This window comes from Oligoflexus sp., from assembly GCF_035712445.1.
In the GTDB taxonomy this organism is placed as follows: domain Bacteria; phylum Bdellovibrionota_B; class Oligoflexia; order Oligoflexales; family Oligoflexaceae; genus Oligoflexus.
On record NZ_DASTAT010000145.1, the window covers coordinates 128,918 to 152,507 of the forward strand.

Annotated in this window: 19 protein-coding genes; 13 read left to right on the forward strand and 6 right to left on the reverse strand. The window is 56.1% G+C overall.

The features are described 5' to 3' along the window. The first annotated feature begins 28 nt into the window (after nt 1-28). Nucleotides 29-1,603, forward strand: coding sequence for a phospholipase D family protein (locus tag VFO10_RS31150; protein ID WP_325145946.1), 1,575 nt, complete (start codon nt 29-31; stop codon nt 1,601-1,603). On the opposite strand, the gene VFO10_RS31155 is transcribed toward VFO10_RS31150, so the two are convergent. Further along, complete coding sequence (locus VFO10_RS31155) at nt 1,600-2,625, reverse strand: diacylglycerol/lipid kinase family protein (protein ID WP_325145947.1); 1,026 nt, start codon at nt 2,623-2,625, stop codon at nt 1,600-1,602. The two genes, VFO10_RS31150 and VFO10_RS31155, sit on opposite strands and share 4 nt — an antisense overlap. On the opposite strand from VFO10_RS31155, the gene VFO10_RS31160 reads away from it, so the two are divergent. Continuing rightward, nucleotides 2,611-3,429: a metallophosphoesterase gene (locus VFO10_RS31160; RefSeq protein ID WP_325145948.1), complete on the forward strand. Its 819-nt coding sequence runs from the start codon at nt 2,611-2,613 to the stop codon at nt 3,427-3,429. The two genes, VFO10_RS31155 and VFO10_RS31160, sit on opposite strands and share 15 nt — an antisense overlap. Nucleotides 3,430-3,468: 39 nt before the next feature. On the opposite strand, the gene VFO10_RS31165 is transcribed toward VFO10_RS31160, so the two are convergent. Beyond that, entirely contained in the window at nt 3,469-6,144 is a 2,676-nt protein-coding gene (locus VFO10_RS31165; protein ID WP_325145949.1) for an alpha-amylase family glycosyl hydrolase, read from the reverse strand. Nucleotides 6,145-6,494: 350 nt separating this feature from the next. Beyond that, the gene (locus VFO10_RS31170) at nt 6,495-7,409 is read right to left on the reverse strand and encodes a glycoside hydrolase family 66 protein (protein ID WP_325145950.1); all 915 of its coding nucleotides are present in this window, start codon (nt 7,407-7,409) and stop codon (nt 6,495-6,497) included. A 344-nt stretch (nt 7,410-7,753) separates the two neighbouring features. Between VFO10_RS31170 and VFO10_RS31175 the strand changes: the two genes are divergently transcribed. Together VFO10_RS31175 and VFO10_RS31180 are read left to right on the forward strand one after the other, a co-directional pair. Then, a complete protein-coding gene (locus VFO10_RS31175; protein WP_325145951.1) occupies nt 7,754-9,466 on the forward strand; it encodes a carbohydrate-binding module family 20 domain-containing protein in 1,713 nt (570 codons plus the stop codon). A 121-nt stretch (nt 9,467-9,587) separates the two neighbouring features. After that, on the forward strand, nt 9,588-10,655 hold the full coding sequence (locus VFO10_RS31180; RefSeq protein WP_325145952.1) for a hypothetical protein: 1,068 nt from the start codon (nt 9,588-9,590) through the stop codon (nt 10,653-10,655). A gap of 103 nt (nt 10,656-10,758) precedes the next feature. On the opposite strand, the gene VFO10_RS31185 is transcribed toward VFO10_RS31180, so the two are convergent. From VFO10_RS31185 to VFO10_RS31195, 3 genes are all read right to left on the reverse strand, one after another. Continuing rightward, a complete protein-coding gene (locus tag VFO10_RS31185) occupies nt 10,759-11,184 on the reverse strand; it encodes a nuclear transport factor 2 family protein (RefSeq protein WP_325145953.1) in 426 nt (141 codons plus the stop codon). Between the two features lie 12 nt (nt 11,185-11,196). Further along, a complete protein-coding gene (locus VFO10_RS31190) occupies nt 11,197-12,519 on the reverse strand; it encodes a hypothetical protein (protein ID WP_325145954.1) in 1,323 nt (440 codons plus the stop codon). A 241-nt stretch (nt 12,520-12,760) separates the two neighbouring features. Then, the gene (locus tag VFO10_RS31195; RefSeq protein WP_325145955.1) at nt 12,761-13,360 is read right to left on the reverse strand and encodes a hypothetical protein; all 600 of its coding nucleotides are present in this window, start codon (nt 13,358-13,360) and stop codon (nt 12,761-12,763) included. Between the two features lie 690 nt (nt 13,361-14,050). On the opposite strand from VFO10_RS31195, the gene cobA reads away from it, so the two are divergent. The 9 genes from cobA (at nt 14,051) to VFO10_RS31240 (ending at nt 23,578) form a co-directional block, all read left to right on the forward strand. Beyond that, nucleotides 14,051-14,836 (forward strand): uroporphyrinogen-III C-methyltransferase, encoded by a 786-nt coding sequence (gene cobA / locus VFO10_RS31200; RefSeq protein WP_325145956.1) that lies wholly within the window; start codon nt 14,051-14,053, stop codon nt 14,834-14,836. Then, on the forward strand, nt 14,811-15,428 hold the full coding sequence (locus tag VFO10_RS31205; RefSeq protein ID WP_325145957.1) for a bifunctional precorrin-2 dehydrogenase/sirohydrochlorin ferrochelatase: 618 nt from the start codon (nt 14,811-14,813) through the stop codon (nt 15,426-15,428). Before cobA ends, VFO10_RS31205 begins: the two co-directional genes overlap by 26 nt. Further along, nucleotides 15,425-17,083: an NADPH-dependent assimilatory sulfite reductase hemoprotein subunit gene (locus VFO10_RS31210; RefSeq protein ID WP_325145958.1), complete on the forward strand. Its 1,659-nt coding sequence runs from the start codon at nt 15,425-15,427 to the stop codon at nt 17,081-17,083. The genes VFO10_RS31205 and VFO10_RS31210 overlap by 4 nt, the downstream gene beginning before the upstream one ends. Beyond that, nucleotides 17,080-17,835, forward strand: a complete 756-nt coding sequence (locus VFO10_RS31215) for a phosphoadenylyl-sulfate reductase (RefSeq protein ID WP_325145959.1) — start codon at nt 17,080-17,082, stop codon at nt 17,833-17,835. Before VFO10_RS31210 ends, VFO10_RS31215 begins: the two co-directional genes overlap by 4 nt. Next, nucleotides 17,816-18,727 carry a sulfate adenylyltransferase subunit CysD gene (gene cysD, locus VFO10_RS31220; RefSeq protein ID WP_325145960.1) on the forward strand — a complete coding sequence of 304 codons (912 nt, stop codon included), beginning with the start codon at nt 17,816-17,818 and terminating at the stop codon, nt 18,725-18,727. The genes VFO10_RS31215 and cysD overlap by 20 nt, the downstream gene beginning before the upstream one ends. Continuing rightward, nucleotides 18,727-20,235 (forward strand): sulfate adenylyltransferase subunit 1, encoded by a 1,509-nt coding sequence (locus tag VFO10_RS31225; RefSeq protein ID WP_325145961.1) that lies wholly within the window; start codon nt 18,727-18,729, stop codon nt 20,233-20,235. Before cysD ends, VFO10_RS31225 begins: the two co-directional genes overlap by 1 nt. 94 nt (nt 20,236-20,329) lie before the next feature. Next, nucleotides 20,330-21,154 (forward strand): serine O-acetyltransferase EpsC, encoded by an 825-nt coding sequence (epsC, locus tag VFO10_RS31230; protein ID WP_325145962.1) that lies wholly within the window; start codon nt 20,330-20,332, stop codon nt 21,152-21,154. Between the two features lie 40 nt (nt 21,155-21,194). Further along, complete coding sequence (cysK, locus tag VFO10_RS31235; protein ID WP_325145963.1) at nt 21,195-22,142, forward strand: cysteine synthase A; 948 nt, start codon at nt 21,195-21,197, stop codon at nt 22,140-22,142. A 248-nt stretch (nt 22,143-22,390) separates the two neighbouring features. Further along, entirely contained in the window at nt 22,391-23,578 is a 1,188-nt protein-coding gene (locus VFO10_RS31240; RefSeq protein WP_325145964.1) for an aminotransferase class I/II-fold pyridoxal phosphate-dependent enzyme, read from the forward strand. The last annotated feature ends 12 nt before the right edge of the window (nt 23,579-23,590 follow it).

The following is a 23,590-nucleotide window of genomic DNA, read 5'->3' on the forward strand; positions in this document are numbered from 1 at the left end:
AATGCCGATTTTCAACGGGAACACCACCATGCTCGTCTATCTCCTGCTTACCATGCTGATCGCCCCTTTCATTCTGTCAGGCTGCGCGTCGCATGCATTGGGTTCACGGCAGCATGCTCCCCATTCCTCGGCCCTGCCGCCTCCCGATGATGCGCCGCTTGTGAAACTCATCCAGGAAAAAATGAAACTGTATCCGAAGCAATCCGGGTTCTATCCCCTGATTGACGGTGAAACAGCCCTGCGGACTCGAACCTCACTCGCCGACATGGCCCGGAGTTCCTTGGATATTCAGTATTATATTTGGCGGAATGACCGCACGGGTCGGCTGATACTCTCGCGACTTTTGGATGCGGCTGAACGGGGTGTGCGGGTGCGCATCCTGATCGATGACATTCATAAAGGCGAGGATCGTTCGCTGCTCAAAGCCCTGGATCGGCACCCTCTGGTCGAGATTCGGCTCTTCAATCCCGCAAGCACAGGCAGCCAAGGCCTGGGTGCCATCACCCGCGGCCTGGAGATGGTCCTTGACTATGATCGAATGACTCATCGCATGCACAACAAGCTGTTTCTGGTCGATGGCAGTCTGGTCGTTGTCGGTGGCCGGAATATCGGCAATGAATATTTCGATCTGAATGGTCAGAAAAACTTCCGTGATCTTGATGTCCTGGCCGCCGGGCCCGCTGCCCGACGCTTTGGAAAGGTATTCGATCAGTACTGGAACGCCGAGGCCTCGGTGCCGGTCAATGATCCCGGAGAAAATCTGAAGGATCACGATTCGCCGGATTGGATGGCTTTGCGCAAACAATTTGACGCTGCGCCTGAAAATCAGATGGATCTCCCGGTTCTGGAGGCTGAAAAATCCTATCCCTGGCTTGTCAGTCGTTTGAACCGTATGATTTGGGCGCCTTTTCGTATTCTGGCGACTTCACCCGACATCGTCTACGACGACGAGGCGGAAACCCTCGGGGATCAGCTTTTGAAACTGCCGGAACCCACGCAGGAACTGCTGGTGGAAACGGCCTATTTCATCCCCTCACGCGCCTTTGTGCGGAAAATACGCGAATGGCGGAAAAAAGGCGTAAAAACCAGGGTGCTGACCAACTCCATGCGATCGAACGATGTCCTCGCCGCGCATGCCGGCTACGCCAAATACCGAGATCAGGTGCTGGAAGCCGGCGCGGAACTTTATGAATGGCGGAGCGATAATCAGCCGGCCCGTTCCAAAGGCAAAAAAGGTGTGCTTGCGAGCCGCGCGAATCTTCACACCAAAGCCTATGTGATCGATCGCGAGTTTTCCTTTGTCGGCAGCTATAACCTCGATCCAAGGTCCGCAGACCTCAACACCGAATGCGGAATCCTCATCAAAAGCCGGGAATTCGCGGATCAGCTCGTCACCATGATCGAGCAGGGCATGCAGCCGAATAACAGCTGGCAGGTGAGCCTGGAATGTAAACCGAATTGCGAAGATCCATCCGAGAAAATCCGCTGGCAGGGACTCCGGCGCAATGCGGAGGTGATCTTCGAAGAGGAACCGGACAGCAGCCTTTGGCAACGCCTGAAGGTCAGGGTCATCGGCTGGCTGCCGATTGATGAAGCACTTTAATGCAGGTTTTCGCGGGCGTTGGGTGGCATCAGCACACCCAGCCCATGTTTCTCGACCGTCAGGGCAAACATGCCCTTGCCGATCTCCTCGCCGTCGGCGCGGATGGGCAGATGCCGCGGGCCTTTGATGGAAGCCTGGCGTTTGACGTAAACATACTCCCGCAAAGGATGATGCGGTTTCTTGGTCAGAAACGACCAGAAAAGCGAGAGATAATGCCGGAAATTCCGCGCGCGAATGATGCAAATCTCCATAACGCCATCATGCGTGCTGATATTCTCGCCCCAGCGCAGCCCTGTGGCGCCCATGGACCCGGCGTTGGTCACCATGATGGTGGACGCTCTGCGCATCATGCGCCTGCCATCCACGTCCAGTTCAAACGTCCAGATCCTTTCCTTGAATAAAAGCTTCGCGGCGTTCCAGATATAAGCGATCCGGCCGAATCTTTTCTTGGCGGCCTGCGGCGTCGCGGTCGTGATCCAGGAGTAGGTGCCCACACTGATGTGGCAAAGAAAGGCTTTCCCATCGACCAGCACAAGGTCCACGGGTTCCACCGAACCTTCGTCAAACACAATGTCAACCGCGTCCTCGATGCTTTTGGGAATCAGATGCTCGGCTGCGAAGACATTCGCGGTGCCCGAGGGGATCACACCAAAGGCCCGACCCAGGCGATAGGCTTCGGTCGCGACCGAGGCCAGCGTTCCATCTCCGCCTGCGGCGACGAAGACTTCAGCCCCATTGCGGGCAGCGTCCTGCATGATCCGCGGCAGATCATCCTTTGGCTTGAGGAAGTGAAAGCCGACTTTTTTCCCTAGTTTTTGCGCCTTTTCTTCCGCATAACTTTGAAGTTTTTCAACGTTGGCGCTCCCGGAAGCCGGGTTGATCACAAAGAAATAATGCCGAAAGGGCAAACCTTCCTCCACCAGTTCGGACCGGGAGTTGCATTCCGCCTCCTGAGTCTGCAGCTTCTGAGCGGCTGACGGTTGAGCGAACGGATCGTAGGAGACTTCATGCGGCTGATTCATGTTTCTGATCTCCATTTTGGGCCCCATTATTCAGATTCCATTGGGGGGCAACTTCTGGATGCCATTGCAAGCCTCAGGCCAGATGGAGTGATTATTACAGGCGATTTGACACAGAGAGCCAAGCACAGCGAATTTGTGGCGGCTGCTGAGTTTCTGGAAAAGGCCCGCACGCTGACCGCGCACGTTGTGGTCTGTCCTGGCAATCATGATGTTCCCTTGTATCGCTTCTGGGAACGGCTGCTGATGCCCTTTGCCCGCTACAAGGAACATATTCAGAAGCAGCTCGATACAGTCGCGCAACTGCCTGGGGCCACCGTGGTGGCGCTCAACAGCGTAAAGCCCTACTCACGACTCGTGCAGGGCCGTCTGAGCCGCTCCCAGCTTGAAATGTGCCGCGATGCGTTTGCCAAGGCCGACCCCGCGGACTTTCACATTCTCGCCCTGCATCATCCGATTGGAATGATGGATCAAGGCTTTCATCATCCCTCTCTGGAAGCGGATTGGCAGGATGTCTGTGGTGGTGTGCGTCTCGATCTGATTCTGACCGGCCATGTGCATCAGGCGGCTGTTGTTCCGGTGAAACCCACGCCCTGCTCGTCGCCTTTGGTCCTTGTCAGCTGTGGAACGACGACGTCGAGTCGCGGACGCGGGGACGAGGCCTCACGGAATCATTTTCATGTGCTCGAAGGATCCGCCACGGGACTGCATCTGGAAAGTTTTCGGCTGGAAACGCAGGGCGGATTTCATGCCTTTGCGGAGTATCATTTTCCCCGTCAGCAGGGCGTTTTTTCGCTCACGCAATAAGGGACCTCCGACCGAAGTCGGACGTCCCTCGATAGGGGTTCAGATTTTTTTCACGCTCAGAGTCGGAAAGCTCTGATCAGGCTTGCAGAGCCGGAATTGAACCGTCTCGGCACGACTGAGTTTAAGAGTCAGGTTTTTGGGTTCCGTGCTGGCTTCACCGAAGCGGTTGACCAGTTTCACGGTCTGATCCAGGGTGAGGTCCGCCTGCGAACCGCCACCGATATCAAGCTGGGCCCAGGTTTCGTCCGCGAATTTGAATTCGGTGACGCCCTGGGGCAGTTTGGTGGTGACCGCGAAGCAGCCTTCGCCGGCTGGAGTCAAAGCATAGGAAGCATCGGCATTCCAGCTGTTCACGGAACCGCGCAGATAGATCGCGAAGTCAACCGAGGCCGGAGGCGCGGGCTCTTCGCCGGCTTGATCTACGCTGACGTCAGCGTTCACTTCTTTCACATCACACTGGGTGGCGACGATGTAAGCCGCGGAACGGGGAGGAAGAGCAACCGCCGTAGTTCCACTCCGGGAAGCCACGTGACCTGCATCCACCGTCATACGGCGACCACTCATAAGCTCCACGTAGCAGCCCTGTTTCAGACCAGGGAACTTCATGCTCTCGATTTTCAGTTCTTGCACACCCGAGTAGAGGATCGCAACAGCGGCATCACCGCGATCGACGAACATCAGATCTTTTCTTTCACACTCGCGGCAGTATTCCTTGTTTTCGAAACGGTCGGTGTAAGGCAGGTTGCCTGCCAATTGGCGGAACTTCAGACCACCGAGGACCACTTTCTCCTTATAGTCCGCACCGGCATTGATAGCCACGTCTTCATCCGAACCATAAACCAGGGCACGGCCATCGGTCGCGGTCAGCATATAAGCGTGACCGAGCATCGCCTGCTGATAGTTCTTCAGGATGAACATATCGCCGACGACCGAATCGTGAATACGGGCGAAGTAGATCGGAGCCTTGAGGGCCTTCATATACTCGTCTTTATTGAAGTCCTTGAGCGAGAACCAGGACTTTTCCGTGGCGCGTGGGATCGGATAGAGCATCATCTGCCAGTCGCGATTGTTGCCCGCCTCCAGGGACGCGACCAGATTCTTGCGACGGAGCTTCTGCCAGTTCTCTTCCCCGCGGCCATAAAGATCGAAGGATTCCTTGAACACCGTGGAATACATATAGGTATCGAGCAGGAAGAAGTCGGTGACATCCATGCCGTCGCGATAGTGGTTGGCAATGTCCACCTTGCTGGTCGCCATTTCACCGTAAACATAGAGCGATTTATCCTGCAGCAGCTCGCCGTCCACCTCCTCGGTGTTGTCGGCCAGGCGTTGCTTGAGGTCCACCATCAGGTCAGCAAAGTAATCCTTCGGTATGTGCTTCACAGCATCCAGACGGAACCCGTCGATGCCGAGGCGCACCATTTTTTCCAGAAGATCGACGTGAGTTTTCTTCACATAAGCGCTCTTCTTGTCCAAAGACGGCAGGCCTGGGTACCACTTCACGGCTACTTTCTCAAGGTTATCCCACTCATTTTCATAGATAGGATACTTGTCAGCCGTCAATTCAAAGTAATAGCCGCGCACAATAAGGGCGCCGTTACCAAAGATCGCGCGCCAGTGCTTCATGAAGCCATCACTCTGCAGGCAGGACGTCGTGCGGCCGAACTGCGAGCAGTTCGCCTCATCACCATTCCAGCTGATGGTCACGCCCGCATCACCCGACAGGCGCTTCAGGTCGGAATACATCCAGGGCATCTGCTCTTTGATGAAAGAGATTTCATAACGGGTGCGCTCGGTATTGGTGCGCAGGACCTCGCTGATGGTCTTGCCGCGTTCCTGGAGGAAGCTTTGGAAACGCTTATAAAGCGAGCGTTCCGGAGCATAGAAATAGGCCAGTTCATTCACGGTCCCGTTCAGAACCTGAAGCTTATAGCTCATCAGATCCAGATAAAGATCGTAGTTGGCGAAGTCAGACGGTTTATAAAGATCCGAATAGCGGAGGGGCTCATCAGGATTATAACGCAGGGGATCGGCCATGTGGTTCAGGACCGTGTCGGCTACGATTTTGATACCGCGGGCATGGGCAGCCTTGATCATCGACCGCAGCTCGGCTTCGCTTCCGAGCTTGTTCTGGAAGACCCGGTTATCGGTCGGCTGATAGCTTTCCCACCAGATGCCGTAACGCTCCAGGGTCTTTTGCGGCGGCGAAATCTGAATGATCTTGTAACCGGCGCTTTCCAGCTGCGGCAGCTGCTTTTCGATGTACCCGTAGGTCATGTTAAAGGCCTGGAGAATGATGTCCGGACGATCAACTTTCAGCGTTGTGGACTGCTTGTTCACGAAGTCAAGCGCATCCCAACCGAGGACGCGATCGGCGCCGTAGATTGTTTTGATCTCGTCCACGCCCCGGGCGACGATTTCTCCGGATGGACTGATATCATCCTTGCGGCCGATGCTGGTGCGTTTCGCCCGGCTGACCGGCACGGTTTCGCCCAGCATGAAGGCCTTGCTGACGTCGATGCAGCTATTATCCGCAGCACAGGATGTGTCCGGTTTCGCCGGCTCCGGCTGAGGCTCAGGCTGGCCCGGTTGTCCGGGCTCCTCGGACGGAGGCTGGGGCTCGGGGGAATCGCCGTCGTCTTTCTTGTCCGAACAACTGGCGAGCAGCTGGCCGATCAGAAAAACACTCACAAGTTTTTTTGATACTGCATTCATAAAGCACCTCGGGTTTAGACCAATATAGAGCAACCCACCATCATCGAAGTGTGATGGCGTTCTTGATGGACAAGGAATGCGCGGCCATGAATCAGTTTCGAAATGGAGCGAGTTCAGGTTCCCCACTAGCGAAGTTTCTATCTGAAAAATCTCTAAGCCGTCAATGACGAGATGAAATAAAACTACAAATTACAAAACACAAAGGTGAGCTGTTCCCAAAAGAAGACGCTTTCACATGAGGCTGTGTTGCTTGCTGCGAGGCAGTTTGAAGATATCATAAAGAGGCGGGCCAACCCGAATTCCAAGGACTGCGTCCGGGTTGGGATGGAGTAATTTTCCTACACGTAAACTTAGACAGAGCGCTGAAGGGCGCGTATTTCCTGGCTTTGGAGGTCGCGGTTGTTCGGGAAATATTCGTTATGGAGACGCCGCAAGTCATCACCCACCAAAAGGTAACTTAATCCGCGATTCTCGGCGGCTCTCCAGCGGACCAGCATGGTCTGGGATTCATCCCATCCGTCCGGGATGTCCTGAGACGGGTAATAGGCGATCACGGCCCGGCGACCCGCGAGCGGACCACCATGGAATTGCTCGTAGTATCTTTGTTCCTCCTCGGCGCTCCAGACTTCGACATAAGGGAAGCTTAAAAATCTTTCGACCACCGCAGGATCCCACCAGGCAAGGCTTACGAAGTTCATCGTCTGCTGCAGTCCGAAGATGGGCAGAAGCTCCGCGCTCTGCTGTATGAATTCCAGAACACCACTTTTCTCCGCATCATAGTTTCCGGCGATGGCTCCGAGCGTATCCCAATGAATGCCATCGAAACCGAGTTCCATAATGTCCGGCGCCCATCTATTCACCATAAATCGAGCCCAGGCAGCATTGGCGAAATAGCAAGGGAAGCGAGCGGCGTGGACATAAGGTCGACCGTTGCGATCGACGAGGCGAAAGGCATGGGGCTTCAGATAATCAAGGTCGTGTTCTTCCGCGCCGACGGCCTGCACATAGGCCCAGGCGCGACCACCGCATCGGTGAATCTCGTCGATGTAGGCCAGGATCGTGGCGCGGCTGATCGGGCGGCTTCGCAGAAACGCATCCGTCCAATGATCGCCTTGCGTGGCTTCGGAATAGCTGTAGGCCCAGTCATAGAACTGAAAGTCCTGTATACCGAAGTTTTCGTAAAGCCGCTGAATGCGCCGCCGTGCTTCCGTTTCGCTCATGCTGGAAAAATCGCTTAAAAAACCATAACGGCCGTTAAGCCCCATGGTGCCTCCCCGAGGGTTGATGCGGTTTTGTGTCGATTGATGCCAACATTTTACCAGGAAGGCGCCCGATCAATTCAGCGAAAAATCGTAAACCCTTATAAACTCGGCATCGGATGCTGCTTTGGTATGCAGTCTGGAGAGTGCAGGCGAGCGTGGATGTGCAACCTAATCGCTACACCCCTTGAGGCAAGCGGCATCGCGTACATACGGATTTGCAGAAATCATTTTTCAGGGCGGTTAAATATTTCAATGAGGCTGCGAATTTTGATGGGTTCGGTAAGCGCATTCTGTTAATGAGAAAACTGTCGGCACGTTTGGTAAATTTTCACACTAAAGGACGGAACATGAATCACACACTGAAAACACCGCGCTCCGGGTGGACTCCGCCTTCCCAGCTGAATCGTTCTCTTTTGGTCCTGTCGCTGTTTCTGTCTGGCAACAGTTTTGCCGAGGTGGTGGAGCAGAATCGAAGTTCCAGCGCCATCCTGTTCCAGGGCTTTGATTGGAATTCTGCCAACGGTCGCTACTACGAGACCTTGCAGAACCGGGCTGCCACCATCAAAGATCTGGGCGTGACCCATGTGTGGTTTCCTCCTCCGTCCGATTCCGCGGCCAAGGAAGGGTATCTGCCGCGTCAGCTGAATAATTTGAATTCGGCCTATGGAACAGAATCGCAGTTGACCGAGGCTATCCGCAGCCTGCGCCGGGTCGGAATCGAATCCATTGCCGATATCGTCATCAACCACCGGGTCGGGACGCGCGATTATGCTGACTTCTCGAATCCGAGCTGGGGCTGCGATGCGGTGACCAACAATGACGAGTGGAATGGCAAATGCGGTGGGAACGATTCGGGTGATAACTATACGGCTGCCCGTGACATCGACCATTCCAAGGCCTATGTGCAGAACGATATCAAAGCCTGGATGAACGAGCGTCTGCGCGGTGTGGGTTTCACCGGCTGGCGCTTCGATTTTGCCAAGGGTTACTCGCCCGGATATACGAAGATGTATGTGGAAGCGAGCCGTCCCAACTTCTGCGTCGGTGAAATCTGGCCCGATCTGAATTACGATCGCGTCGATGATCACCGTCAGCAGATGGTGGACTACGTGAATAACACCGGCGGCATCTGCGCAGCCTTTGACTTTACCACCAAAGGCCTATTGAACAAGGTTCTGCGTGACGGCGATTACGGTCGTCTGCGCGATGCCTCGGGTCGTCCTGCGGGTGCGATCGGCTGGTGGCCGCAGAAGATGGTGACCTTCGTCGATAACCATGATACGGGCCCGTCCGGGTCCTGCGGCAGCGGTCAAAACTATTGGCCCACGCCCTGTGACAAGGTGCTCACCGCCTATGCCTATAACCTGACCCATCCCGGTATTCCCACGATCTATTCAACCCACGTTTTTGAATGGAACCTGCAGAAGGATCTGAAAAACCTTGTGAACGCCCGTCGTTCGGTGGGCATCACGTCCACCTCGCGCGTTTCGATTCAAAGAGCCGAGAATGGTCTTTACGCAGCCATCATCGAAGGCAGCAACGGCCGCGTGGCCATGAAAATGGGACCGAATGATTGGAGCCCCGGTGCAGGCTGGAATCTTGCCAGCTACGGCAACGAATATGCGGTGTGGACTCAGGGAGCGAAGGCCGAACCCGCGCCTGCGCCTCAGCCGAACCCGACCCCTGCTCCGACCCCTGCTCCGACCCCAACGCCTGCACCGGGCGCTTGTAAAAACAAGGTGACCTTCCAGATCGCTCGCGCCAATACCAGTTGGGGTGAAAACGTCTATGTGGTCGGTAACCTTCCTGAACTCGGCGCCTGGAATCCTGCACGCGCTGTACCGCTGAAAATTCAAGCCGCCAGCGCGCAGGCTTCGTGGATCGGTACTGTGGATCTGCCGGCTCGTGCAGCTGTGCAGTACAAGTACATTAAAAAGAACGGCAACACCGTGATCTGGGAATCCGCTCTGCGCACGTCGAGCGGCAACCGGGAATTCCAGACGGTGACGGCCTGTAGCAGCCGACTGTCCCGCGCGGATGGCAACTTCAATCGCCAATGATCCTGAATAACCCCCTCGTTCACGAGGGGGTTTCTCTCCCCCACTCCTCCCTTGATTGACCCCTTCGCATTTCCGAAGTATTTTTAAACATAAGCATTCACAGCGCGAGGTCCCACCATCCATGATGCATCGCATGGCATTGATCGTCGTCTGCCTTTACGCATGTACACCTCCCGCCCGGCATCGCCTGGGAGTCGTCCAGGAAAGCGGCAGCACGCAGGATGCGCAGTCTCCAAAATCCTCCGAAGGCACGGCGATGGAAGCGGAACCAACGCCTGCTCCCTCACCCACACCCAGTCCAGCACCGAGCAAACCCAAAACCCTCACCTTCGGTCCGCAGACCTGCGAGAAAAATCCCGCAACCAACGCCTGCTATGTGGTGGATGCGAGTCTGATTGAAATGTCCGGCATCGTCGCCAGTCCTCAGCCTGGAAATCTCTTCTGGGTTCACAATGATGAAGGTCCCGGCATCCTTTATGCGATCAACCTGCGCGGCGAGATCGTAAGCCGACTCACGCTGCCCGGAATCACGTTTCTCGATAGCGAGGACATCACCCTCGGGCCGGGCCCGAAGGCTGGCGTTTCCTATCTTTATCTTGGTGATATCGGCGATAGCGCCAATACCCCTGGATCAGTCCGCGTGCTGCGCATGCCGGAGCCGACGCTCGATCCCGCGCAGAAAGGCAATAATCTGACAGCCCAGGATGTGGTGGCTGTGACTTTAACTTATGGTGGAAAACTGCAGGATTTCGAAACGCTCTTCATCGATCCGGTCGATGGCGACCTCTTCCTCGTTCAAAAAGCTGGATATAACGTCTACAAGGCCCCGAAGGCCCTGCTTGATGCGGCGCCTAACGGGGGCTCTGTGCCCTTGAGCCTCGTCCGCAGCAGCGGAGCCTGGGCTATCGAACCTTCATCGGGCAATATGAGTCCGAGCGGTGATGAAATCGTTCTGAGAAATGAAACAACAGCCTGGCTCTTTCGCCGAAGCCCAGGACAAAAAGTGGAAGAGGCCCTGGGGACCATCGCAGTGACTTTGACGCTGGGAACGGAATTCAACGGGGAAGCGGTCACCTTCGATGCCAAAGGCCTTGATCTCCTGACGGTCAGCGAGAACACCAGCAAGAACGCTCCCGCACCGTCTCCGCCGCAGCCTGTTTCCATCTATCGCCGCCTGGCGGCGCCCTAAGACAGCGCGCTCGCATGGAGACTGCACGCGAGGCCAGAAAAATTGTGCGTGGCTTAACCCAAAAGAGCAAAAAATTCATTCCTGTTCGTCAGACTCGCCGGATTCAGGCGTGAAGGGCTTCACCTGCCCTTCGTTTGAGCCAACCCACCAGCCCGCCGACCACCGGAATTTTTTCATAGAACATGGCGCTCAGATCGAAATAGTCGCGATGGTAATAGACCATTCCATCCGCATATTTCACATGAGAAACGCCATCGACGGGAAAAGGTTTCCCCTGGTTGAGATGCGGAGCCTCGACCGTCATGGTCCAGGCCAGCATGTGGGAATCACCGTCTTGCAGATGCTCTCCAAAGACAAAGCGCACGTCGTCGGCTCCTTCAAAGAGCTTTTGATAATAGGCGATCAGCTCGTCGCGTCCCTGCAGCGCCACCAGGGGATCCCGAAACTGGAAATCCTCGCGGTAGAACTGCGGAACGAGCGTCGCAATCGTATCGGCCTTGGCATTTTGAAAGAAGCTTTCGATCTGCATCCCGGTTCCTTTTTAAAAGGCCTTCCGTTCGCTGAAGGCGCTGCTGAAGTCGCGGATCAAAGGACAGGTCGAATCCCAACCTTGATCATCCGAACAGATCACATCGAAACTCAGCTGACCATCCAGGGAGGCAGGCGAGGCCGTCGAAAGATTCCAAAAGCCCAGGCCAGCCAAATTTTCCCGCTGCGCCACCGCGTAAGTGGCGGTGTAGAAGCTGTTGCGGGCATCCCAGCCTTCAGGTGAACCCCGGACGATCTGCCGACCAAATTCCCCTAAATAAAGGGGTTTATTGAGTCCGGCCTTGCGCATGAGTTCCGTATGCGCTCGGACCCAAGCTTCAATAAACGTGCCACCGTCCTGCTGGTCAACGGCGAACCAGTTGTAAGGCCAGGCGTGGAAGGAGCACACGTCGACCAGGGGCTGGCTGCAGTCCCCCAAAAAGTAGCTCCCTTCGGGCACGAGCGTTTCATTTTCGACGACCTGGGTGACGGGATTGGTCCGCCGCCCGCTATGAAAGCGCGAGGCCTGGAAGGGATACTGGTTGTAATTGAAACCGGGGACGCTTGCGGCGGACGGCACATAATCCTGCAAAAAGCCTTCGCTACCGCTTCCCACGAGATGATGGGCATCGTATTTTTTAATGATGCCTGCGGCCCAGTTGATCCACTGGCTCACGGTCAGGCCACTGATATCGGAGCGGCCGCGGGCTTCGTTGATGGGTTCCCACATCAGGATCGTGGGATCATCCTTATAGGCGACGCCGGTTCTGTGATTCACACGCTCGACCATGTGCTTCACGATCGCTTCGTAAACCGCCCGCGCGGCTTCCGATCTATAAAAATCCTCGCGATCATAATAGGGCTTCACTTCCACGGGAAGGCCGGCCCATTCTCCGAGTTTATTGATGCCGCCGTACTCATCCCAATAGTTGGCGAGCGGCATGATCAGACGAATCTGCAGCTCCCGCGCCCGCATCAGGACATAGTCGAGCTGCTGCCAGGCTTCCTCGGGAAATTCCAGCTGCGCCGGCACGCGTCCCGGACTGCGGTTATACACAAGGCATCGTTTGGGATCAGCCGGCTTCTCGCAGTTCGAAAAGGCGAAGATGCGCAGCGCATTCACCTGCAGTTTTTGCAGCGACGCAAACTGCTGATCGGCGGCAGCCTTCGAATCGAGCATGTTATAGCTATTGGCGGCTGAAAAAACATAAGGCTCGCCGTCCACCTGCAACGCGGCACCTTCCGCATGGACGAAACCCGCGGGCCGCGTGGTCTCGGCGTAGGAAGGGGCCGAGGCGAAGACGAAGATCCAACTCACAAGAAATAGGTTGCGCATGAAACTGTCCTTCATGGGATATGGGGTTTTATACCCTGGGTTTGATCTAGCACTGGCCCACCAACTTGTCGATAGGTGTGAACCTGTAGGTGCCGCTCTTTAAAATTAAGGGGTTGTTAGGAATGATGAAGAATCGTGTTCGATGGAGGCCCGTCGCTCTTAGCGTAGCTGGCAGGGGCCGCAGGCTTTACGGGCTTCGCTTTTGTGGCTTTAAGCGCAGCCCATCCTCAAACGATTGGATTTATTTCTTTTTAGGCTGGGAGGCTTTGGCCCATAGGTTCTGCCCGCGATTCACCTGACTGAACCCGCTTGCACGTGCCGAAGCCCAACGACCCTGCGCGTCTTCACAGCTCAGCTGAATGGAAATCGAAGGTACGGCGTCTTTCAGAAGGTACTGCCCCTGAGCGGGCTGATCACTGACATCAAGCTGCTTCGCCTGGTCCTGAATGCGGCAGCTCACAGCACCAAAAGCGTCCCAGCGGATGATTTTTTCGGTGCCCGACGCCTCCACAGTCAGAGACATGATCGACACTTTTTTCCGCAGTGGAATATGCGTGAGGGCTTCGGCCGTTCCACAGCGAAGGCGGACCTCCATGCTTTCCGGAATATTGACCGTCGCCGTGGTCACGCTGCTCACATCAATCAGCTGCTCCTGCATCACCAGCTGACAGCTTTTGACGTTCGCCCGCCAATGGAAGCGGACGGAAACGGAATCCTCACCGACACCCAGAAGCGGGACCGGGTCGTGAAAAAAATTTTCAATCACAGGCTTTGAACGTTCATCCGCCATGGAAAGAGAACTCAGACTCAAACCGAAAAGAACAGCCAGGAAACGCCACATAAGCCTATAACTCCGAAAGACCTTCTACGGGAAGAACAGCACCCACAGGGACCGCGGCCACCTTTTGCAAAAGCGCACCCAATTGTAAGTATCGAAGATAAATCACGATAAACTGCAGGCGAGCGCAGCCGGCGCGACTCCTGTCGCAAACCTGGACAGGCACCACCGGCCTCCCATCCCGGGACGCGGCGGGAGGCCGTCCGGCCGTTCCTTCCGTTTCGTGGTCCTGGCGCCAAGGTCGAGCCGTCCCCCTCTTAAGACATTGAAATGATTTCCAACACAAAGAGCCCGGGATCACAGCGTCGACGGGTATCCTTAAGCTCAACCACAGGTTCCCACCGAAAACGTAGTTTTATGGAGAACACCCTTCTCAATTGTGCGGCATTCATGATTGACTTCAAAATTGACCTCAGGCATCTTCACATCCTGACATCTGTTTCCCACAGAGGTATATTATGCGCACCATAACACAAGACTTACGAACAAGGCCGACAAGCTCCATGCTTGCTCATACCAACCTCGCTTCCTCCCGCCTTGCATCCTGTCTTTGTTGCCTCTGTTGCTGTTGTTAAAGAACAGCGCCGTTTTTTTTAAATCCATTCTTAAAAATTCAATAAAACGCGCTGGTCTTTGATCCAAAGCCTTGAATCCTTGCGGCTTTGGTTTTGACCAACACTTGGGAGTGCAAGTATGCGTTCAGGTTTTGTCGCCCTCGTTGGGGCTGGGCCCGGTCACGTCGATTATCTGACTCTTGCCGGTTTGAAAGCTCTGCAGAAAGCCGATGTCGTTCTCTATGATGCGCTATTGTCCGCGGAATTTCGGGGACTCTTTCCCAAACGCTCAAAAGCCATTTATGTGGGAAAACGCTGCGGCCGTCACGCGCTCGCGCAGCAGCAGATCAATGCCCTCATTGTTTCCCATGCACAAAAAGGCAAGTTCGTCGTTCGACTGAAAGGTGGGGATCCCTTCATCTTCGGTCGCGGCGCCGAGGAAGTCGAAGCTCTGCGCGAAGCCGGCATCGACTACCGCGTAATCCCTGGTGTGAGCGCGTTGAACGGCATCGCTGCAAGCTTCACGCTGCCGCTCACCCTACGCACGGGTGGGAATGAATTCCGCGCGATCCAAGGGCATCATCTTCCTGAAGATTCCCAGTGGTGGCAGGACCTCGCTCGTTATAAAGGTACTGTAGCAATCTTCATGGGCCTTGAAAAACTGGCGAGCACTTTGGAAAAACTTCTCGCTCACGGCCGCGATCCGGCCACGCCGCTGGCTCTGATTGAAAGCTCCGATGATGGCTCGAGCCATGCTCATGCCACGACCATTCAAACGATTTTAACTCTGGGCTACCAGCGCGTCGGCCACGGACCGGTGATTGTTTACCTGGGTGACAATGTTCGCTTTATGGATACGAAAGCCCAAACCTTCCACAATCTTTTTCAGGAGGCGCCTCATGTCCTTGCTGCCCATTTTCATTGATCTCAAGGACAAGCCCGTGCTCCTGGTTGGTGGCGGTGCTGTCGCTCGGGAAAAACTCGAAAAACTGATCCAGGCCGAAGCCAAGGTTCGCGTCATTGCCCGGCATATCGCCGAGGAAACGCGGGAGCTGCTGGATAAACATCAGCTCGCTTACGAAATCCGTCCCTTCTTTGCCAACGACGTCGCAGGCCACGTCCTGGTGATTTCAGCGGTGAACGATCCCGCCACCCACGCCCGCGTCGCCGCCGCCTCCAGGGCCCGCGGCATCCTCGTGAACGCGGTCGATGAACCGGCCTCGGCGGATTTCTTCTTTGGAGCGCAGGTGGAGCGCGGCCCTCTTCAGATCGCCATTTCCACCCAGGGCCTTTTCCCGGGTGTGGCGCGCGCCTTTCGACTCTGGCTCGAAGAGGCCCTGCCGCACGATCTTACGGATGAACTCGGGCAGCTTGCTGTCCTTCGAAAAAATGTTCGTCAACTGATTCCCGATCCCACGCAGCGCATGCGAAAGCTCAAGGAGCAGCTGCAGATCTGGCAAAACAGTTGGCGGAATGAACACACGCATTATGCACAAGCAGGAGAGGTCACGCGATGAGTCAGGAAAAAAGCAAAATGGAAGTTTTGAAAGAGGAATCCCGAGGACTGCGCGGCACGCTCCCCGAGGAAATCAACAGCGACGCCACCCGATTCACCGGCAGCGCCGAGAACCTTTTGAAATTTCACGGCATGTATCAATACAAGGATCGTGACAAGAAAAAGCCAGGCGACGAGTCGGCAGGTCCGAAACCCTTTACGATGATGGTGCGGGGCCGCATCCCCGGTGGCCGCCTCACCTGGCAGCAGTGGGTGGCCTGGGATGATATCGCCTCGCGCTATGCGACGGCGGGCCTGCGCATCACCACAAGGCAATCGCTTCAGCTTCACGGCGTTTTGAAAGGCGACGTGAAACCCGTTCTGAAGGAAGTTCATGAAGCTCTGATGAGCACGACCGGCGCCTGCGGGGATGTCGTGCGGAACGTGACCCAGTCGGTGAACCCCTGGGGTGATCCGCGCCTCGCTCAACTCGATGAGCCCGCCACCCGTCTTTCCAAGCACTTTGAAGTGGGCTCGAACGCCTACTTTGAAATCTTCCTCGATGGCGAACCCGTGGTCGAGGAAAAAGAGGACCGCATCTACGGCAAGACCTATCTGCCGCGTAAATTCAAAATCGGTCTGACTGCGGCCGGCAACAACTCAATAGATATCTATACCCAGGACCTCGGCCTGGCTGCGACCTTCGATCATCATGACAAGCTCGACGGCTACTTCGTCTTCGTCGGCGGCGGCATGGGCATGTCGCACAATGATACCGAAACGCACCCGCGTCTGGCCGATCTTTTGGGCTGGATTCCTAAGGAGGCCCTGGTAGCTGTGGCCGAAGGCGTGGTCTTCACCCAGCGCGATTACGGCAACCGGGAAAACCGCACCTTTGCACGCCTCAAGTATCTCCTGGATACCCGCGGCCTCGACTGGTTCAAAAACCAGGTGGAAGAACGCGCGCAGCTTAAATTCGAAGATCGGCCTTTGCCCGCGTGGAAAACCCCGCAGCACCTCGGCTGGATTGAAACGCGTGACGGCACCCTCGCCCTTGGATTTCATACTCTCTCGGGCCGTCTGATCGATGCCGAGCGTCCTTTGAAATCCGCCCTTCGGCATGTGATTGAAACCTATCAGCTCGCTGTGCAGCTCACCGCCGAGCAGGATTTGATCCTTCATGGCATCAAACCCGAGCATAAGCGCGAGATCGAAACCTATCTCGACACGCAGGGTCTTAATCCCTTGAGCCCCAGAAAACTCTATGACCGCGCCCTGACCTGCGTGGCTCTTCCCACCTGCATGAAGGCCCTGGCCGAAAGCGAGCGCGTCGGTCCCCATGTCTTCGGTCAGATCCAGGAAATCCTCGACCGCTATCAGCTGAATGACAAGGCCCCGATCGTCCGCATCACGGGCTGTCCCAATGGTTGCGCGCGTCCTTATTCGGCCGAGATCGGAATCGTCGGCCAGATGCCAGGACTTTACGCGATCTTTGTCGGCGGTGAGCCGGAAGGTCAGCGTCTGGCCTTCAAAGTCAAAGACAAGGTCAAGACCAATGATCTGCCCGTGGTCTTCGATAAACTCATCGGCTATTGGAAAGCCGAAGGCGGCCGTGAAGAATTTCTCGGCGACTTCGTCCAAAGAGTCGGTGCCGAACGTTTGGGAGCGGTTCTATGAGCCCTTTGGGTGCGATCACGGACGAGCAGGTCAAGGAATGGAATCAACGCTATGCGACGCTGCCGGCTCTCGATATCGTGCAGCTCGCCACGCGCTGGTTTTCTCCCCAGCTGACGCTCGCCAGCAGTTTTGGTCCCGAGGATCTCGTGCTCATGCACATCGCGCTGCAATTGAATCCAAGGCCCGAGATCTTCGTGCTCGACACCGGCCGCCTGCCACCGGAAACCTATGATTTGATCGAACGCTGGCGCATTCGCTACGATCTGAGTTTCCGCTTTTATTATCCTGATCCTTCTGCCCTCGAACCCTTCGTTGCGGAACACGGGCCGAACGCTTTCTATGAAAGCGCCGAACGCCGAAAGCAGTGCTGCCATATCAGGAAAGTGCAGCCCCTGCAAAGAGCCTTGCAGGGCAAGAAAGCCTGGCTCACGGGCATCAGGCGTGAACAATCCGCGGCCCGATCGGGCGTGGACCTCTTTGCCCTGGATGAAGGAAATCGCTTGAAAATAAGCCCTTTGATCGCATGGTCAAGGCAGGACGTGTGGGACTATGTCAAGGCCCATAATCTTCCCTATAGCCCCCTGCATGACAAGGGTTATGCCAGCATCGGCTGCGCGCCCTGCTCGCGTGCGATCGAGCCGCATGAAGAGGAGCGCGCGGGCCGCTGGTGGTGGGAGGACCAGAGTCACAAGGAATGCGGACTGCATTCCCCAGCAAAAAGAGAGGATCAGCATGCCACGGCATCCCTTTGATAATAGCTATCTGAACGATCTGGAAGCGGAAGCCATCGAGGTGATCCGCGAGGTCGCCGCGAACTATGAAAGACCGGCGATGCTCTATTCCGTCGGCAAGGATTCGTCGGTGCTCCTGCAGCTCGCGCTCAAGGCCTTTGCACCCGGGAAAATCCCCTTCCCGCTCATCCATGTGGACACAGGTTTCAAGTTCAAGGAAATGTATGCCTTCCGTGATGCGATGGCGAAAAGGATTGGTGCGGAACTCATCGTTCATCGCAACGAGCCGGCGATCGCCGATGGGACGAATCCATTCAAACTCGGAACCCGTGCCTGCTGCGCGCTGTTAAAAACCGAAGCGCTCCTGCAGGTCCTCAAGAAATATAACGTGGACGCGGCCCTGGGCGGAGCGCGTCGGGATGAAGAACGCTCGCGCGCCAAGGAAAGGATTTTCTCCTTCCGCGATCGGCATGGGCAATGGGATCCCAAGAATCAGCGCCCCGAACTGTGGAACCTTTATAATACTCGGGTTCATGAAGGGGAAAACATGCGGGTCTTCCCCCTCTCCAACTGGACCGAATACGACGTCTGGCATTACATCAAACGCGAGGATCTCGACATCGTTCCGATTTATTTCGCGCATGAACGCCGCGTCCTCGATAAAGGCAATAGCCTCATTCCGCTGGATGAGGATGATCCACGCTGGAACAGCAGCGACGCGAAAAACGTGCAGGTTCGTTTCCGCAGCCTGGGCTGCAGCCCCTGCACCGGAGCCATCCGTTCGAACGCCACGACTCTGGATGATATCATCGCCGAACTCTTCGAAACGAAAAGTTCCGAGCGTGCGACCCGCGTCATAGATCATGATCAGGACGCATCCATGGAAATGAAGAAAAGAGAGGGGTACTTCTGATGACACAGGCAGCGACACGTTCCCTACTGCGCATTACCACAGCAGGCAGTGTGGACGATGGCAAATCCACCCTGATCGGCCGCCTGCTCTATGAAGCCCGGGCCGTCTTCGATGATCAGCTGGCCGCGATTGAGAACGCGAGGCGCATTCAGGGCGAACTCGATCTCTCGCTTTTAACGGATGGGCTCAAATCCGAGCGGGAGCAGGGCATCACGATCGACGTCGCCTATAAGTATTTTTCCAGCAGTCGCAGGAAATACATACTCGCCGACGCCCCGGGTCATGTGCAGTATACGCGCAACATGGTGACCGCGGCGTCACTGGCCGACGTTGCCGTGCTCCTGGTGGATGCGCGGCATGGAATCCTGGAGCAGACCCGGCGTCATGCTTATCTCTCGCATCTGCTCGGCATCAAGCACCTTCTTTTGGCGATCAATAAGATCGATCTGATCGACTACGATGCGGAGCGCATTCAGGCCATTGAAAAAGAATTCCGCGAACTGGAATGGATCAGGCCCGAGCAGTCGCTGCACGTGATTCCCGTCAGCGCTCTGCGCGGCGATAACATCAGCAGCCGAAGCGATCGCACGCACTGGTACAAGGGTCCTGCGCTGCTGGAAGTCCTGGATGAGCTGCCTTCGCGCGAAGACGCGGTCAAGGATCTGCGCCTTCCCGTTCAGTTGATCCTGCGGGATCCGAATGGAACGAGGCTGGCGGCCGGAACGCTGGCGGAAGGTCAGCTCAGGGTCGGTGATCCCGTCCGCATCCTGCCGTCCAATCAAACGAGTCGCGTGGCGGGAATCTATCGCTCGGGTCAAAAAACCGAGGAAGCCCAGGCCGGGGAAGCCATCGCCGTGGCCTTGGAAGATGAACGCGACCTCGATCGCGGCAGCATCTTCGTCACCGATGCGAGCGCGCCCTCCCCCACCCGTCATTTCCAGTCGCAGCTCGTCTGGTTCGATGAGGAAGCCCTGCGCCCGGACGAACGTTATATCATTCGCCTCGGCACGCAAACAGCGCGGGCCCAGATCACCCGGATTCATCATCGTTTTGATCTAACCCAGCTTTTGCCGGTGCCGGCCGAGGGTCTGCACCTCAACGACATCGCGGCCGTCGAGATCGAAAGTTCCCGGCCGCTTTACGCAGCGCCTTACCAAACATCACAGGCGCTGGGTGCCTTTATTCTGATCGATCCCAAAAGCTATCGCACGGTCGCGGCCGGGATGATCGATACGCCTTTGAGCGGGGATGGTCTGCGTCCGGATCAGCTGCACCTCGCCCATGCCGACGATGCGATCTGGCAGGAAAATCGCGGCAAGCCCGGCTGGCTCTTTCTACCGAAAGTCTTTTTGCAGAAAAACACCCTGGAAATCCAACAGCAGTCGGTGGAGGCTCTGCTTGAACTCGGCTGGCACGTTGTGGTCGAGGATGGTCGTGAAGGGCAGTTCCTGCGCAAACGCCTCGCGACACGCGGCATCGGCGTTTATGAGGATGGACTCGGCATCTAGGGGAAACTTTGCAGACGAAAGGGGATGGAACTGTTTTCAGAGAAGCGGTATAAAGGAACACCAAGAGCGGATGTCCCTTTGCAGGAGTGAGAGGATGGCGAGTACCAGGACTTTGAACGAGCGACTGAGTGAGCACAGGCTGGAGCATAAAGTGCTCTGTGCGTTCCAGGATGATATTCATCAGCTGGTGCGGCTTGTGACAGCGGGTCTTCTGTTCGAAAAAGAGAAAGAACGCTTTTTCACAGAATCCGTGGCGCCGGTCATGGAAAAGCTCCTGGCCTATCTGCGCCACACCTATGGAGCCGAGCATCCGCGGGTGGCGAACCTTTCGCCCACCGCCCTGGTTTGGGAAATGCAAGCGATCGAGCATCTGGTGCGTTCGGATATCGAGGCCGCCTTGAATAATGATCCCGCGACCGATGATGCCCTTGAGGTCATCATCTGCTATCCCGGTTTCAAGGCCACGCGTTATCATCGCCTCGCCCATATTTTCTATCGGCACAGCATTCCTCTTCTGCCGCGTTTGATTTCTGAACTCGCCCATCAGGAGACGGGCATCGACATCCATCCCGGGGCCCAGATCGGCGCGAACTTCTTCATTGATCACGGCACCGGCGTCGTGATCGGAGAAACGGCCATCATCGGCAAGAACGTAACGCTCTATCAGGGCGTCACGCTCGGAGCCAAACGTTTCTATCGTGATGACAAAGGAATTGTTGTCAAGGGCAACGCCCGTCACCCTGTGATCGGTGATGGCGTGACCATCTATGCTGGTGCCACGATCCTGGGACGGATCACCATCGGCGACGGGTCCAGCATTGGCGGCAATGTCTGGCTGACGGAAAGCGTGCCACCGAAGAGCCGCGTGACCCAGCAACGTTATCTCTCTTCGTATTTTACCGATGGAGATGGCATTTAGTTCCCGCAACACTATTCATGCACTTAGAGGAGTATTCATCATGTCCGAACGTCGTCACCGTCCCAAGATCGCCAACGGCATCCTTGAAACCATCGGCAACACGCCCCTCGTCCGCCTGACCAAGATCGGCAAGGACCTGCCGGGGGACATCCTGCTGAAGTTGGAATTCTTCAATCCCCTGTCGAGCGTAAAGGACCGTATCGGTGCGGCCATGATCGAAGCCGCGGAACAAAGCGGCAAGCTGAAGCCCGGCGCCACCATCGTCGAGCCCACCAGCGGCAACACCGGGATCGCTCTGGCCTTCGTCGCCGCGCAGAAGGGTTACAAACTGATTCTGACGATGCCCGAAACGATGAGCGTCGAGCGGCGCAAACTCCTCAAAGCCCTCGGTGCTCAATTGGTGCTCACCCCGGGTGAAAAAGGCATGAAGGGCGCGATCGCCAAAGCCGAGGAAATTATCGCGGAGAATCCTGGCTACTACATGCCGCAGCAGTTCAACAACCCGGCCAACGTCGAGATTCACAAAAAGACCACGGCCCTTGAAATCTGGGAAGATACCGACGGCAAGGTCGACTATCTCGTCTCGGGCATCGGCACTGGCGGAACTCTGACCGGAACAGCCAGCGTGATCAAAAAACTGAAACCCACTTTCAAAGCCATCGCGGTGGAACCCAAGGACTCCCCGGTTCTGTCAGGCGGACAACCCGGCCCTCATAAAATTCAGGGTCTCGGCGCCGGTTTCATTCCAGCCATCGTGGACACCTCTTTGATTGATGAAGTGATTCAGGTCACCAATGATGAGGCCGGTGAGTGGGCGCGACGCCTTGCGAAAGAAGAGGGCATCTTCGCCGGTATTTCCTCGGGCGCAGCGCTGGCCGCAGCTTTGAAACTCGCGAGTCGGCCCGAAAACAAAGGGAAACAGATCGTCGCTGTGATTCCGAGCACAGGCGAACGCTATCTTTCCACCTGGCTCTATGAAGATGCGTAATGGTTCCAGGGCCTTTGCATGGATTTCCACCACGCTGTAGGTTTTTTATGGAAGGGTCCGTAAAAAATCTTGCCCCTTTCCTCGCGACCTCCTATGGTGAGTCTAAAGGATTTGTGGCCGATTGCAGCTTTCTCTGCTAAAGCGCCAAATGAGTTCGAGAAAACTCGCCACGCCCTTGCGTGGCGTTTTTTTTTCGCGCAAAGCAAATCCTGGTTCTCATTCACTCTTTGATTCCGGGAGCTTATGCTATGACTCTGCAACGTGAACCAGGTCTTTCCACTCTTTCCGTTCATGGAGGGGAGGCTCGAGTCAAAAGCGACTACGGACTCGTGGATCCGATCCATTGTTCATCAACATATACATTTGAAAACACCGCCTCGCTCATCGCCATGCTTGAAGGTGAAAGCGAGGAACGCGATGAATACGCCCGCTACAGCAGCCCCAACTCCCGCACCGTCGAGAAAAAGCTGGCGGAACTTGAAGGCACCGAGGACGCGATCCTTTGCACCACCGGCATGTCGGCTCTGGCCCTTCTCTTCCTGGCCGATCTGAAGCCCGGCGACAAGCTTGTCTTCTTCGATCAGTGCTATCACCGCACAAGGCAGTTCTGCTTTGAATATCTGAAGGCCTACGGTGTGGACTGCGTGCAGATTCCCACTGGGGATTTTCAGGCACTGGAGCAGGCCATGGATGGCCGCACGCGTCTTCTGTTCACCGAGCTGCCGACCAACCCGCATCTGACCGTCATCGACCTTGAACGCTTCGTGCAGATTGCCAAGGCCTATGATGCCGCGACCTGCATCGATGCAACCCTGGCCAGCCCTGTGAATCACCTTCCCGCGCGCTGGGGTGTGGATTACATCGTGCATTCCGCCACCAAATATCTCGGTGGGCACAACGATCTTCTCGCGGGCACGATCGCCGGAAGCAAGGCCCGTTTGGAACCCCTCCGCAAACTGCAGGGCATCATCGGCGCTATCGCTGCGCCGCATACCGCCTGGCTTTTGCAAAGAGGTTTGAAAACCCTGCCCCTTCGCGTTCAGCAGCAGAATAAAACCGGCCTTGCCGTGGCGGCATTTTTGAATCAGCACAAAGCCGTGAAGAAAGTGTATTACCCCGGACTCCCCACCCATCCGAGCTTTGAGCAGGCGCAAAAATACCTCTCGGGTTGTGGGGGCCTCATCAGCTTCGAACTCAAAACCGATCGGGAAGGCTGCGCGCGCTTCATAGATGCCTGCCGCATCCCGCGGATCGGTCCCAGCCTCGGCGGAGTGGAATCCTTGATCGAGCAACCGGCGATCATGAGTTTCTATAAGGCATCGGAAGCCGATCGCCTGCGTTGGGGTATCGATAGTGCTCTTGTGCGTCTCTCGCTTGGCATCGAGGATACCCAGGATCTTTTGACTGATCTGGACCAGGCTTTGAGCCGCATCTAAGGGGGACAGCAC